Annotated in this window: 10 protein-coding genes; 7 read left to right on the top strand and 3 right to left on the bottom strand. The window is 42.4% G+C overall.

The window, feature by feature from the left end; all coding sequences use genetic code 11:
* Nucleotide 1: 1 nt before the first annotated feature.
* The 3 genes from V7R35_RS14840 to V7R35_RS14830 all read left to right on the top strand — a co-directional run bounded on the left by V7R35_RS14840 (nucleotide 2) and on the right by V7R35_RS14830 (nucleotide 4,104).
* Nucleotides 2-1,225 carry a glycosyltransferase family 4 protein gene (locus V7R35_RS14840; RefSeq protein ID WP_334015698.1) on the top strand — a complete coding sequence of 408 codons (1,224 nt, stop codon included), beginning with the start codon at nucleotides 2-4 and terminating at the stop codon, nucleotides 1,223-1,225.
* Between the two features lie 97 nt (nucleotides 1,226-1,322).
* Entirely contained in the window at nucleotides 1,323-2,663 is a 1,341-nt protein-coding gene (gene glmM, locus V7R35_RS14835) for a phosphoglucosamine mutase (RefSeq protein WP_334015697.1), read from the top strand.
* 232 nt (nucleotides 2,664-2,895) lie between these two features.
* The gene (locus tag V7R35_RS14830; protein WP_334015696.1) at nucleotides 2,896-4,104 is read left to right on the top strand and encodes a nucleotide sugar dehydrogenase; all 1,209 of its coding nucleotides are present in this window, start codon (nucleotides 2,896-2,898) and stop codon (nucleotides 4,102-4,104) included.
* A 90-nt stretch (nucleotides 4,105-4,194) separates the two neighbouring features.
* Here the strand turns inward: V7R35_RS14830 and V7R35_RS14825 are convergent, their stop codons facing one another.
* Entirely contained in the window at nucleotides 4,195-5,601 is a 1,407-nt protein-coding gene (locus tag V7R35_RS14825; RefSeq protein WP_334015695.1) for a mannose-1-phosphate guanylyltransferase/mannose-6-phosphate isomerase, read from the bottom strand.
* Nucleotides 5,602-5,887: 286 nt separating this feature from the next.
* Here V7R35_RS14825 and V7R35_RS14820 point away from each other — a divergent pair, with 286 nt between their 5' ends.
* Entirely contained in the window at nucleotides 5,888-6,646 is a 759-nt protein-coding gene (locus V7R35_RS14820; RefSeq protein WP_334015694.1) for a hypothetical protein, read from the top strand.
* Nucleotides 6,647-6,757: 111 nt separating this feature from the next.
* Here the strand turns inward: V7R35_RS14820 and V7R35_RS14815 are convergent, their stop codons facing one another.
* A complete protein-coding gene (locus V7R35_RS14815) occupies nucleotides 6,758-7,663 on the bottom strand; it encodes a LysR family transcriptional regulator (RefSeq protein ID WP_334015692.1) in 906 nt (301 codons plus the stop codon).
* A gap of 109 nt (nucleotides 7,664-7,772) precedes the next feature.
* On the opposite strand from V7R35_RS14815, the gene V7R35_RS14810 reads away from it, so the two are divergent.
* From V7R35_RS14810 to V7R35_RS14800, 3 genes are read left to right on the top strand one after another with little or no spacing between them, the layout of a single operon-like run.
* Complete coding sequence (locus V7R35_RS14810; protein WP_334015690.1) at nucleotides 7,773-9,476, top strand: ABC transporter ATP-binding protein; 1,704 nt, start codon at nucleotides 7,773-7,775, stop codon at nucleotides 9,474-9,476.
* The gene (locus V7R35_RS14805) at nucleotides 9,477-10,523 is read left to right on the top strand and encodes an HlyD family secretion protein (RefSeq protein WP_334015689.1); all 1,047 of its coding nucleotides are present in this window, start codon (nucleotides 9,477-9,479) and stop codon (nucleotides 10,521-10,523) included.
* Nucleotides 10,517-12,013, top strand: a complete 1,497-nt coding sequence (locus V7R35_RS14800; protein ID WP_334015688.1) for a TolC family protein — start codon at nucleotides 10,517-10,519, stop codon at nucleotides 12,011-12,013. The genes V7R35_RS14805 and V7R35_RS14800 overlap by 7 nt, the downstream gene beginning before the upstream one ends.
* 104 nt (nucleotides 12,014-12,117) lie before the next feature.
* Here the strand turns inward: V7R35_RS14800 and V7R35_RS14795 are convergent, their stop codons facing one another.
* Complete coding sequence (locus V7R35_RS14795; RefSeq protein WP_334015687.1) at nucleotides 12,118-12,921, bottom strand: hypothetical protein; 804 nt, start codon at nucleotides 12,919-12,921, stop codon at nucleotides 12,118-12,120.
* Nucleotides 12,922-13,521: the final 600 nt, after the last annotated feature.

Genomic DNA, 13,521 nt, shown 5'->3' with positions numbered 1-13,521 from the left:
TATGCATATTTTATTTTTAACAGATAACTTTCCGCCTGAAGGCAATGCACCGGCTACAAGAACGTATGAGCATGCGCGGGAATGGGTCAAAAGAGGACACAAAGTCACAGTTATTACAGGTGCTCCAAACTTTCCTGAGGGTAAAGTATTTGAAGGTTTTAAAAATAGCTGGTACTCAAAATCTGATTTAGACGGAATAAATGTAGTAAGAGTTAAAACATACATCACAGCAAACGAAGGGTTTTTAAAACGGATCCTCGATTTTTTATCCTTCATGCTTTCAGGGTTTATTGCTGGCTTATTTGTTAAAAAGCCCGATATTATTGTCGGAACTTCACCTCAGTTCTTTACTGCAGTAAGTGCTTGGGCGCTCTCCGGTGTTAGGCGAAAGCCATTTGTTTTCGAATTAAGAGATATTTGGCCTGCGTCGATAACTGCAGTTGGCGCTATGAAAGAGAGTTTTGTAATTAAATTATTAGAAAAACTTGAGATGTTCTTGTATCGTCGCGCCGATTCAATTATCTCGGTCACTCATGCTTTTAAGAAAGAACTGATAGAGCGCGGAGTTAATTCGGATAAAATTGAGGTGGTTTTGAATGGTGTTGACTTGCAAAAGTTTCAACCAGCTTCGGATAAAGACCCATTACTAGCCTCAACGTATAATCTTGAGGGAAAGTTTGTAGCAGGTTATATCGGTACTCACGGAATGGCTCATGGGCTTGAAAAAATAGTTCATGTTGCGGAACAATTGCAAGAATATGGCAACATAAGAATTTTATTTGTTGGTGGTGGTGCCGCTCGTAAACGAGTGGAGGAGTTAGTCGCAGAGAAAAAATTGAATAACGTTATACTAATTAACCGACAGCCTAAGGAATTAATGCCTAAAATTTGGTCGCTATGCGATATTGCGTTAGTACCCCTTGTTAATAATGACCTATTTAAAACTGTTATCCCATCGAAGATATTTGAGTGTATGGGAATGGGTATTCCTACTCTTCTCAGTTTACCCGAGGGTGAAGCTACATCGATAGTACGAAGTACCAATTCAGGCTTAGTCGTAGAGAGTGAAAATGTTAAAGAAATAAAGGGCGGGATTCTTCAGCTATATGAAAATAAAGAAGTATATTCACAAATGAAGGCTAACAGTTTTGCATCCGCATCAAAGTTCAGCCGTGTGACAAATGCAGATGCGATGCTAGGAATCTTTAGTAAGTTAATTTCATAAAAGTAAGTTTTAGAGCCGTTTTTAAGTGCAGCACCTTTTTAGACGTTTCAAGTACACCTCTGAAGTAAGAGGAAAGATTTTCATAAGGAGTTTTAAAATGCCACAGAAGTTTTTTGGCACAGATGGAATTAGAGGGAAAGTTGGCGAGTTTCCAATGACGCCCGATTTTGTAATGAAGCTTGGTTGGGCGGCTGGCGTTGTATTAGCGGCAGATGGCACCAAAGAAGTGTTAGTAGGTAAGGATACGCGTGCTAGCGGTTATATGCTTGAATCTGCCTTAGAAGCAGGCTTGTCTGCGGCTGGGGTAAATATTGCGTTGGCGGGCCCAATTCCAACGCCAGCGGTTGCTTATTTGGCATCAACGTTTCGTTCAGATGCGGGTGTTGTAATTAGTGCCTCTCACAACCCTTATTACGACAACGGTATTAAATTTTTTGGGCGAAGTGGCGCTAAACTTGGCGCAGAGCAGCAAAACGCAATTGAAGAAAAGCTACAGTATGCACTACAGCACGGCATTGAGTGTGTTGATTCTGAAAAGCTAGGTAAGGCAAGACGAATTGAAGATGCATCTGGTCGGTACATAGAGTTTTGCAAAGGCACGTTTAATTCAGAACTGAGCCTTGAGGGTTTAAAAATAGTTGTAGATAGTGCTAATGGTGCAGCTTACAAAGTGGCCCCAAGTGTTTTTGAAGAGCTTGGTGCAACGGTAATCAATATCGGTAATAAACCTAACGGCGTTAATATTAACTATGAATGTGGCGCTACGTCACTCGCTGCGCTTAGCGCTTCGGTTATTGAATGTAAAGCTGATTTGGGTATTGCCGTTGACGGCGATGCCGATCGCATAATGTTTGTAGACGGTAACGGCGAAGTTGTTGACGGTGACGAGATACTCTTCCTAATGGCAAGAGAAGCAAAACAACAAGGCTATAAAGGCGGCGTTGTTGGAACCTTGATGAGTAATCTTGGTTTAGAGTTAGCCCTTCGAGAGTTGGATATTCCGTTTGTTCGTTCGAAAGTAGGCGACCGCTACGTAGTTGAAAAACTGAATGAAAACGGGTGGAAAATTGGTGGTGAAACATCAGGCCATATACTGAACTTCAACTACACATTCACGGGCGATGCGATTATTGCTGCTCTGCAAATTCTGTCGATTATTGTTAAAAGTGGTTATTCTTTAAACCAGCTTAAACAAGGTATGAACAAGCTTCCACAGTGCATGGTGAACGTGCGTCACAGTAATCTAGATTCGGTATTATCACTCGACTCGATTAAGCACGAAGTGTCAACTGTGCAGGAAAAGTTGGGAAATACTGGCCGCTTGGTGTTAAGGAAGTCAGGCACCGAACCACTCATTCGTGTAATGGTGGAGAGTGAATGCGCGAATACTGCCACTGATCTTTCAAATCATTTAGCTGATTGCATTAAAGCTAGCTAAATATGCAAAACGTGTAGCTAGTATCTACGCTGCATGTTTGCCCTCATTTATTCTTTTGCTTCACACACTCTAATAGCACCAACGTTCAGCAAAGATGCAAATATAAAATTTCCAATAAAACAAATGTAGCAATAACTAGTAAATAGCTCGCTAATAATGCAATATTTGTAGCCGTATAACGGAAGTTTACTCATAATAAAAAGCAGCTAACACAGTGTGGTTGGCATGCGTAATGAAGGCTAAAAAAAAAGTAACGGAGAACAGGGTGAAAAAATACAAGATTGCAGTGGCTGGAACAGGCTATGTAGGGCTTTCAAATGCCGTACTACTAGCTCAGCACAACGAAGTAAAAGCAGTCGACTTGGTTGCCGAAAAAGTAGCGCTTTTAAACAGCAAGAAATCGCCCATTGAAGATAAAGAGATTTTTGAGTACCTAACAACCAAAGAACTTAACCTTGAAGCTACGTTAGATGCCGAGCATGCATACAAAGACGCAGATTACGTTTTAATAGCCACCCCAACCGACTACGACCCTCAAACGAACTATTTTAATACAGGTAGCGTAGAGGCGGTTATCAAAACAGTGATGGAAATTAATCCAAACGCTGTCATGATAATCAAGTCAACAGTACCAGTTGGGTATACCAAGGAAGCACGAGCACGCTTCGGTTCAGAAAATATCATTTTTTCACCTGAGTTTTTACGTGAAGGCAAAGCACTTCACGACAACTTGTATCCTAGCCGTATAATTGTGGGTGAGCGCAGCGAGCGTGCAGAGGTTTTTGCAGAATTGCTTAAACAAGGTGCAATTAAAGAAGATATTGATGTGTTGTTTACAGACAGCACAGAAGCGGAAGCTATTAAATTATTTGCTAATACCTACTTAGCAATGCGTGTTGCTTATTTCAATGAATTAGACAGCTACGCAGAAAGAAACGGCTTAGATACTAAGCAAATCATTGAAGGGGTGGGCTTGGACCCTCGCATTGGCAAGCATTACAACAATCCTAGTTTCGGCTATGGCGGCTACTGCTTACCGAAAGATACTAAGCAATTGTTAGCTAATTATAGCGAAGTGCCAAACAACATGATTCAGGCTATCGTGGACGCAAACCGCACGCGAAAAGACTTTATTGCAGACTCCATATTAAGTCGCAGGCCTAAAGTTGTTGGAATCTATCGACTGGTCATGAAGTCTGGTTCTGATAACTTCCGAGCCAGTGCGATTCAAGGCATTATGAAGCGCATTAAGGCTAAAGGTATTGAAGTTGTTGTTTACGAGCCGGTATTAAAAGAAGCAGATTTCTTCAATTCTCGCGTTATTAACGACCTGGAAGAGTTTAAAAAGATATCTGATGTTATTGTGGCTAACCGCGTAACGGCTGATGTAGAAGATGTGCTTGATAAGGTGTACAGCCGCGATTTATTTAACGCAGATTAAGTAATACTTAGTAAGTAATAGTAAAATACAAAAAAACCGAGCTCTACGCTCGGTTTTTTATTGGATACAGATGAGGCTATCTCAAGTACGCTATTTATCAGAACGTCCATATCGGTCAGAAAAGCGCACAATGTCATCTTCGCCAAGGTAAGCACCCGATTGAACTTCAATAAGCTCTAGTGGAATCTTTCCTGGGTTTTCTAGTGCGTGTACGGCGCCAATTGGAATATAAATAGACTCGTTTTCAGTAAGCATAGTGGTGTCGTCATTAACGGTAACGTTTGCAGTACCTGAAACTACTACCCAATGCTCAGCGCGGTGGTGATGCATTTGAACAGACAGCTTTTCGCCAGGTTTCACCGTTATGCGTTTAACTTTAAAACGACCGCCTTCGTCAATTGAATCATAGCTTCCCCAAGGGCGGAACACTTCGCGGTGAAATTCAAACTCTGGGCGTTTGTGCTTTTTAAGGTGGTTAACAACCGCTTTAATCTGCTCTGAATTCTTCTTGTTAGCAACCATTACTGCATCTTTGGTTTGCACAACCACTACGTCGTCTAAACCAATAACCGATACTAAGCAGTCTTCTGCGTTCACATAGCTGTTTGTTGTGCTCTCAAGTAGCGTGTCGCCTATTGTAACGTTACCACTGCTGTCTTTTTTGCCCGTTTCCCACAGCGATGACCAACTACCTACATCAGACCATCCCGCATCTAATGTAACCATTGCTGCATCTGCCGTTTTTTCCATTACCGCGTAGTCGATTGAATCGCTAGGGCAGGTGGCAAAGATGTCTTTGCTAATGCGAATAAAGTCTAAATCTCTTTCGGTTTGAGCTATCGCTTTGCTACATACTGTAAACATCTCTGGCGCGTGTAGTTCTAAAGCTTTAAGGAAAACGCTAGCTTTGAACATAAACATACCGCTATTCCAGAAGTATTCTCCTGAATTCACATATTGTGTTGCGGTATCCATGTCAGGCTTTTCTACAAACTGGCTTACTGCAAATCCATTGCCCATTGCTGCGCCGGCCTTGATGTATCCATACCCAGTGTGTGGTTGTGTCGGTACAATGCCGAAGGTAACTAATTTACCTTGCTCTGCAAGAATTTGAGCTTGTTTTATCTGTGCTTGGAAAGTAGCGCTATCTTGGATTAAATGATCGGCTGCCAACACTAAAAGAGTGGGGTCTTCTCCATTTGCCGTTGCATGTAGTGCCGCAAGTGCAATTGCAGGTGCTGTGTTTCTACCCACCGGCTCAAGCAAAATATCGCTGTTATCGATATTAATTTGGCGCATTTGCTCAGCTACTAAGAAACGGTGCTCTTCGTTACAGATGATAGAAGGTGGCAGTGCATCCACCCCAGCAAGACGCATTACTGTTTCTTGAATCATTGTTTGATCTGACGTTAGCGCTAAAAATTGTTTTGGTAGCGCCGCACGAGACTTCGGCCATAAACGGCTTCCTGTGCCCCCGGCAAGAATTACTGGCTTCATCGAGCGTTCCTTGAAAGTAAATTTTTTAGAAATAGTACACTTACTTGATGAAATATTTAACTTTAATCTGATGTTTTCTTCGCTACATGCTGGTGTCGCAGCTTGATTGTTGTTGATTGTTACGGTTTGGCATGCATGTTTGAGATGTCGAAATATTTTACAAAGTTGCGGCGTTCTCCTTTCGCTCAATTGTAGCCTATTGTTTATATTTATAATTAAAAGTGGCGCATATATTGCTGATCAATTATCGAAAAACTCCTATGGTGATTAAAAGAGGTAGATTTACATGGGTAATGTAAAGCGGTTGTTAGTAAAAGCGGCGGGGCTTGTTGCTCTGTTCTCAGTATTAAATGCAAATGCATCGATTATTACGGTGGGCACATTTACTGGTGGTGACGTCGGCGAAGGACTAGATTTCGACGGTAATTTTGTTTATGCGGTTAATGCACGTGGCGCTGGCGGGTTTTCGATTGGTGATGCAACATTCACAACCGATACCACACAAGGGGTAAGTCTCTCTGCAGTAAATGAAATTTTAAATTGGCACACAGCAGACTACGGAAATACTGCTAACGATAATAACCTTGAAACCGTAATGCGCTCTATACGCTGGAGTCCAAGAGTATCGTCTGGAAATCAACTATCAACATACAAAGAAGACGTACTAACTATCGATTTGGCGAATTTGAATGTTGGTGCGACATATTCATTGCAACTACTTTTCGCTGAAAATTGTTGTACCAGAGGGTTTGACGTTTTTTTAGAGGGAAGTAAAGCGGTTGATAACTTTGCTCCTTATGTAGTTCAGAGCACAGGTTTGAGTAGCCCAATTGTTAGAACACCAAATGTTGGCGCATTTATACGTTATGACTTTACTGCGAGTGATTCAGTTTTGAACATAGCGTTTGGCGGAGACGCACCTTTTAGTGACAACAACCCCATTATTAATGGTTTCACACTTGAAGCGACCGAGGTATCTGCCCCGTCTACGCTTGCCATTTTTGCTTTTGGGTTAATTTCACTTACTAGATTACGTAGAAAGTAATTGTAGAGATGGGGCCTAAGCAATGATGAAACGCTTAGGCTCTTCTTGTTGTTTTTGTAGTTTCCACTAACCTCGCTTTTTATCCAGCCGCGAAACATGCGTACATTGGTGCTATAGCGTCTTATGCGGCATCAGTATTCTCCTCGCTGCCTCAATTATCGACTCACTAATAGTGTAATCAGCTCTGCTTCTTCCCGTTATAGCGTAATAGCGTTCGTTAAGGGTTGATGCATTACCAATGCAATGCACACCATATTGTTCTTCAACATGAGATGAAATAGCGGAGGGCGCGCAAAATACGCCAAAGTTTTCGCTGCCAAAAAGTTTAAGTAGCGCTGTGTCGTCAAACTCGGCAACAATTTTAGGGTAAAGCTGTTCTGTCTCTAGCCAGCTGGTTAGTACATTGCGTATACCAGATGTGTTGCCTTGAATTAAAAGCGGCATGTTGTTTAGACATTCGGGGAAACACTCTTCTGAAGACAATGGTTCTTTTGCAAAAAAACTTAACGAGCTTTCACCTAAAAAGTGGCCGTTAGCATTAACTTGCGTACCAGGTGCAATACTTCTATCTGCTACAATGAAATCAATGGTATTAATAGCTAGCTCTTTTAATAAGCCGTCGAAGCTATCTTCTTTAATAACATACTTAACATTTGAAAACTGTCGCATGGTGCTGTGCACAAAATCGTAGAAAAGTACTTTAGGTATGCCGTTAGTAATACCAATCACGAATTCCTTCGTATTCACTTCGTCGCTGTTGTTAAGTATTTCAGCCAATTGGTTGCCTTTATGAAATATTTCGCTGGCATACTGGTACGTCACTTTACCTTTCGTGTTTAAATGAAGGCGTTTATTAATTCTATCGAACAGCGAGTAACCCAATTGCGTTTCAAATGTACTTATCTGCCCACTTACGGTTTGAGGAGTAACGTGTAGCAGCTTCGCAGCCTTGGCAATACTGCCTTCGCGAGCGACTAAAAAGAAATAATACAGGTGATGATAGTTTAGATGATGCATAACTAAGCTTTTGTCGATGAACTAAGAAGAATATAACAGATTTATTCTAAGTAAGTGTTGCATTACACTTAAGTACAATAAAGCTAGCGGTGTTACTGAAGATACTATTATGGCAAAAGCAATAAACTTACGTGAAACGCGCAAGACGCTCTTTTCTCTCCTAAAACCTGAATCTGGCTTTTTCTGGGTAGCCATTGCATATGGCGTAGCAATAAGCTTAATGACACTCGCCGTACCTATTGCAGTTCAAACGCTTATTAACAGCATTGCTAATATTGGCTCTACCAGAGCAGTGGTAATTCTAGCTGTTGTGCTATTCCTTACCCTTTTTATCTCGGGCATTTTTAGTGCACTTCGTATGCGTGTTATGGAGTTCTACGAGCGCAAAGTATATGCGCGGCTAACTTCTCAGCTTGGTCTTAAAACTATAATGGCGCCGCACAGTTTTTTTGAAGGCCGCCAGAACGTAAGCATTACGCAGCGTTATTTCGATATTATGACGTTGCAGAAGAACATTCCGTCTTTGATGATAGACGGCTTTGCGTTAGTACTTCAAATGCTGGTGGGTTTTACGCTGGTTTCTTTTTATCACCCCGCGTTGTTTGCTTTCAACGTAGTGCTACTAATGACGATGTACGCAGTGTGGAAAATTTGGGGTCGAGGCGCTAAGCGAACCGCTATCGAACTCTCTAATGCAAAATATGCATCTGCAAAATGGTTGCACGATATCGCCAGCGCACACGAGTTTTTTAAGTCTGCCGATCATGTGGAATATGCAGGAAGAAGCACGGAAGGCTACATCAATAGCTATGTGAAAAAGCACAAAGCGCATTTTCACTACACGTTTTCGCAAGTTGTTATGTTCCTTCTTATGTATGCCATTTCGAGTGCTGCGCTTCTAGGCATAGGTGGTGTGCTGGTTGTACAAGGCGAGCTTTCTATTGGTCAATTGGTGGCAGCTGAGCTGGTTATGTCAGCGGTATTCCTTGGCTTGTCACGTTTTACACAGTATCTAAAACTGTACTACGAGCTATATGGCGCAGCCGAGAAGCTTGGTGGTGCGCTCAAAATTCCGCAGGAAGTGCTTCATTCCGATTCGGTGGCTATCCCAGCATCGTCAAAGTTGGTGTTTAACAAGGTGACGTTGGCCTACGGCGACGATAGATGTGAGGTAGACGTAACGTTACAGCCTGGTACACAGTATTTCGTAACATCCGATAAAAGCTGGGTACAAAAGCAGCTTCTGGGTTACCTTAAGAAGTACGAACGCGTGCCAGCCGGCGACATTCTGCTTGGCGATTTGAGTTTAAACGACTATGACACCCACGAATTACGCCAGGCAGTAACCATACTCGACCGCTCATTAATTGTTGAAGTGTCTATTGAACGATACTTGAAGCTTGCACAGCCTGAAGCCAGCCATGCGGATATTCGCCACGCATTAGAAGAAGTAGAAATGCACAAGGTAATTGATGCTTTACCTGAAGGCTTACAAACAAAAGTGTCTGTGCTTGGAGCACCACTACAACCATTAGAGTTTTTATTGTTAAAGCTTGCGGCAACGATTATTGCTAGACCAAAACTGCTGATATTGAATCAACACTTCGACGCTATTCCTGTGGACTTGCGCTCGCGCTTACTGAAAAGGCTGAAAAAGTACGAATTTACGGTGTTGTATTTCACCAACATGCCTATGTCAGAATGCTTAAGCGGTGTGCTTCATATGCACGACAACGCGCAAGCGACTATTTATGATATTGATGAGGTTGAATGCGCTATTACAGACATTCAACAGTCAGGGGAGGATGCATAAATGAATAATGCAGAAAGACGTTTCCTTGATAACATTGAAACATTACCTTCGCTACGAGTGCCAAAGCTGCATAGAGTAGTTAGCGGTATTATAATCTTTCTTGTACTGTCAGCAGGATTGGTTCTTTATTTTACCCCCTGGATCCAAACGGCTTATGGTACGGGTATGGTAGATTCTCTCGATCCTAAAGATCGTACCCAACCTATTAACGCACTGGTAGATGGTCAAGTTAAGCAGTGGCATGTTCGTGAAGGCCAACAAATTAAAGCGGGCGATCCTATTGTTACACTCATCGATATTGATGCCCAGAGACTAGAAAAGCTTCAGTCGCAGCTTTCTGCTGCTAATCTTGCCAAGGAAGCAAACGAAACTGCACTTCAAAACGCAGAGAACAACCTAGCACGCCAACGTGCGCTTCAAGAACAAGGCTTGGTATCTACAAAAGAAGTTGAAAAAGCGCAGATAACGGTTCAGGAGCTGCGCGCGAAAGTGGCGGCGTCGGTATCTGATATTAACAGCGTAAGTATGACGCTGTCTCGTCAGTCTACGCAAACTAAGAAGGCGCCTGTCGATGGCACTGTGGTAAGGCTACTTTCCGGCGGCGTATCTACGTACGTGAATTCGGGCGATATTCTAGGCCAGTTTATACCAGCTGATGCGAAGCGCAGTGTGCGCGTAACGGTAAGAGGCTTAGATGCACCATTAGTTAAGCCAGGTGCGAAAGCTCGCTTACAGTTTGAGGGGTGGCCAGTGTTTCAGTTTAGCGGGTGGCCTGGCTCTGCAATAGGTACTTTTGGCGGAAAAGTGGTGTACGTTGAACCAGTAGCAAATTCAACCGGTGATTTTAATGTATGGATCCGCCCCGACGAAAACGATGTGCCATGGCCTGCAGAAAGTTCTGCACGTTTAGGCAGTCGGGTAAAGGCATGGGTGTTACTTGAAGAGGTACGTCTTGGTTATGAAATGTGGCGTCAGCTTAATAACTTCCCGCCGTTACCAACCGAGCAACCACAAACCATGGGAGGCACTAGCAGCGCACCATGGTAACCAATAATTTTAAAGTAGAGCAGTTGATAAGCACTAACACAGCTAACTTATGCAAGAAGAAGCTTGTGGCGAAACACTTTTCTAGAGTGGTAAAAGGGGTTGTTGCCTCTTTGGCATTAGTCGTTTCGTCGGTAAACGCTAATGACGAGATGAAGATGCCTGCACCAACAATAGACGCACTAATTAATAGCATGGTGAATTATCATCCTTACGTATTGGCTATTAATGAAGGTAACTACCAAGCGGCTGCAGAACTTGAAATAGCAAGAAGTAGCTTTGACCCGTTTATCGAGCAAAAAACGAATAGTCGCGTTAGTGGTTATTATGATGGAACAAGTTTGGCGCAGCGCTTTTCAAACCCTATCGAAGATTTTAACGGTACGTTATTTACTGAATATCGTTTAGCAGGTGGTGACTTTCCATCATACGAAGGCGCTTACGATACATTATCTGCGGGTGAGGCAAGTGTTGGTGTAGCAATTTCGCTTCTTCAAGGTCGAGAGATTGATAAGCGAAGAACGGAGCTGCGCAATGCCGGCTTAGCAACGTCACAGTGGCAAGCTCTTGCAACCAGTATGATTAACGAGTTTGTTTATAAAGGTGTAAGTGAGTACATTTCGTGGTACGAAAGCGCGCTTTCGGTTGAGGCAGTAAAAGGACTGTTAGAGACCGCCGCTGAGAGAGAACGAGCACTAGTAACAAGAGTACAAAAGGGCGACATTGCCAGTATTGTACTTACTGAATTTAAAGCTAACATTCTACAACAGCAATTATTGTTGGCTGAATTAAGACAAAAGCGAGATGCCCATGCGCAATTACTCTCGTTTTATTGGCGTACAGCAAACGGAGATATGTTGCAGATCCGCGAAGACCAACCAGCTAAAGAAATTGAGTGGCCCTTTTGGGTTGGTGATGGACAGCTAGTAAAATTAAGAAAAGCACTTCGTCAGCATCCAGAGCTAGACGTTATGAAGCTAGAGCAGCAGGTGATTCAGAATAAAGCGGCCCTAGCGGAGAACAGTCTACTACCAAAGTTAGATTTAAAGGCGTCGGTTGCTCGTGATGTTGGTTCAGGTCCAGAAACGCTAGAAGGAACGGAAACCAAACTAGGTTTGTCGTTTAGCTATCCGTTAGGAAACCGCAAAGCAAAGGCAGAGCGTTCGCAGCTATTATCAAAACAAAGAGAGTTACAACACAAGCTCACGTCTACCGAGCAATCAATAACGCAACGTTTTGAACAAGCCTATGTATTTTGGTTTCAAGCAAAGGACATTGTAAAACTGCAGAGTGAAAATGCTGAGCTTGCAAAAACCCTATCGCAGGTAGAGCGCACACGATTTGATGCAGGTGACAGCGATATGTTTGTTGTTAATGCACGAATGCAAAGTGAGATCAGAGCCCAAATTAAAGAAATAAAAGCAAAGGTAGATTTGTTAAAAGCGGAATTGATGCTTTATAAAGAAGCTGCTCAACTTTATACAATCAATTAGACATGTGTATAGCGTAAATACAAAAAGCCGCTTGGTTTACCAAGCGGCTTTTTGTTATCTTTCGTTCAATAAGTACATTCAAAAATACTTATTAAAATTGGAGGTTACTCGACAGCACTATTGAAGTCATCTTCAGACAGTCCAGCTGAAAGCGCGTATTCTTTTAACTTCGATTTATCAACACCTGCATTTTGTGCTGTGCTCAGTATGCGCATAACTTGTTCACGTTGTTCGGACGATTCGCGTACTGCCGTTTCTACAACAGATTCTGCTTCATTAGGAAATACAGCTAATAGAGCGTCTACTACATATTCACCTACAAAAGGAACGGCATTGAGCGCACTTGTCATTATTTCTACTATCTTATTAGGGTGTTCTTTCGATAAAGTCTGAACAATACTATCTGCTGCGTCTGGTTGTGTTAGTACTGCAACGCGAACAATTTCGTCTAATTCTTCGGGTGTTGCAACAGATGCTGCGTGCACAACAAAATCAACGTAAGTTGGCTCTGCTTTAATGGCCAGCTGGACAATACTAGGGCAGCTAGCCACGTCTTTCTCAATCGCTAGCTGTACAATTTCTTCGGTAAGCGCGGGTTGCGTTGAAATAGCAGCAAACAATATTTCGCGGTATTTATCAGGGTAAGTATCTAGCGCAACATCTACTATAGAAACAACTTCCTGCGGATAGTGGCTAGCAATAGAGCTTATTGCGCGACCCACAGACATGTTTTGATCAACTTGTCTTTTAAGAAACGTAGTTTGAAAACGATTATTATCTTCCGATGAGTTAACTGAGCGAGAAGCGTTATCCATCGCTTCGGCTTTTACGCTATCTTGCGCCACCGCTACCACACTTACACTTAATGTAAGTAATGCTGTAGTTAGCAATGTAGGAGTTTTAAACATAAACCCACCTTTTTATAATTATCGCGTAGTATTCTACCGAGCACGGCGTTTATACAATTAATTGTTCCAACGAACTTATCAGACAACGCTTCAGTGAAACATACGCATTAACCATACATTGTTATAAGTATGCTTAACGGCAGTTTGTTTCACCACTTTAGAAGTGACTACTTTATAGGATCTAAACAACCATCCTATTAGCAATTAGCCTATATTGTCTACTATTTATCACATCTGACTAGAAAACGACCGTTCGGTTCACTTTTATCAAATATTTTTATAATAGCGCTTGACCTTTAATGGCAGATCTCTACAATGCGCATCCGCTTCGGGGGGAAAGCAAAACAGCTAACCAAACGAAGTGAGTCTCTACTAGCTTTATAGGCCAGTAAAGACGGGAGTTTGAAAGAAACGCTTTCGAAAATAAATTTTCAAAAAGTGTTGACACTGAAAACTTCCAGCGTATAATGCGCACCTCACTCGAGCAGGGTGAGTCACTAAGAAGTTTAAGTAAGTTTCTAGTGAGGCAAGGAAACGAATCAACTGAGAGTAATGTTGGTCCTCCTTGCGCAGAAGTCATCTGCGATGATTCTGCACGAC

Source organism: Alteromonas sp. S167, assembly GCF_036864375.1.
Lineage (GTDB): Bacteria > Pseudomonadota > Gammaproteobacteria > Enterobacterales > Alteromonadaceae > Alteromonas.
This window is presented reverse-complemented; position numbering and strand designations above follow the sequence as displayed.

Excerpts from the sequence above, each read along its gene's own strand:
- V7R35_RS14840 (WP_334015698.1), top strand. The coding sequence starts at position 2 with ATGCATATTTTATTTTTAACAGATAACTTTCCGCCTGAAGGCAATGCA.
- glmM (WP_334015697.1), top strand. The coding sequence starts at position 1,323 with ATGCCACAGAAGTTTTTTGGCACAGATGGAATTAGAGGGAAAGTTGGC.
- V7R35_RS14830 (WP_334015696.1), top strand. The coding sequence starts at position 2,896 with ATGAAGGCTAAAAAAAAAGTAACGGAGAACAGGGTGAAAAAATACAAG.
- V7R35_RS14825 (WP_334015695.1), bottom strand. The coding sequence starts at position 5,601 with ATGAAGCCAGTAATTCTTGCCGGGGGCACAGGAAGCCGTTTATGGCCG.
- V7R35_RS14820 (WP_334015694.1), top strand. The coding sequence starts at position 5,888 with ATGGGTAATGTAAAGCGGTTGTTAGTAAAAGCGGCGGGGCTTGTTGCT.
- V7R35_RS14815 (WP_334015692.1), bottom strand. The coding sequence starts at position 7,663 with ATGCATCATCTAAACTATCATCACCTGTATTATTTCTTTTTAGTCGCT.
- V7R35_RS14810 (WP_334015690.1), top strand. The coding sequence starts at position 7,773 with ATGGCAAAAGCAATAAACTTACGTGAAACGCGCAAGACGCTCTTTTCT.
- V7R35_RS14805 (WP_334015689.1), top strand. The coding sequence starts at position 9,477 with ATGAATAATGCAGAAAGACGTTTCCTTGATAACATTGAAACATTACCT.
- V7R35_RS14800 (WP_334015688.1), top strand. The coding sequence starts at position 10,517 with ATGGTAACCAATAATTTTAAAGTAGAGCAGTTGATAAGCACTAACACA.
- V7R35_RS14795 (WP_334015687.1), bottom strand. The coding sequence starts at position 12,921 with ATGTTTAAAACTCCTACATTGCTAACTACAGCATTACTTACATTAAGT.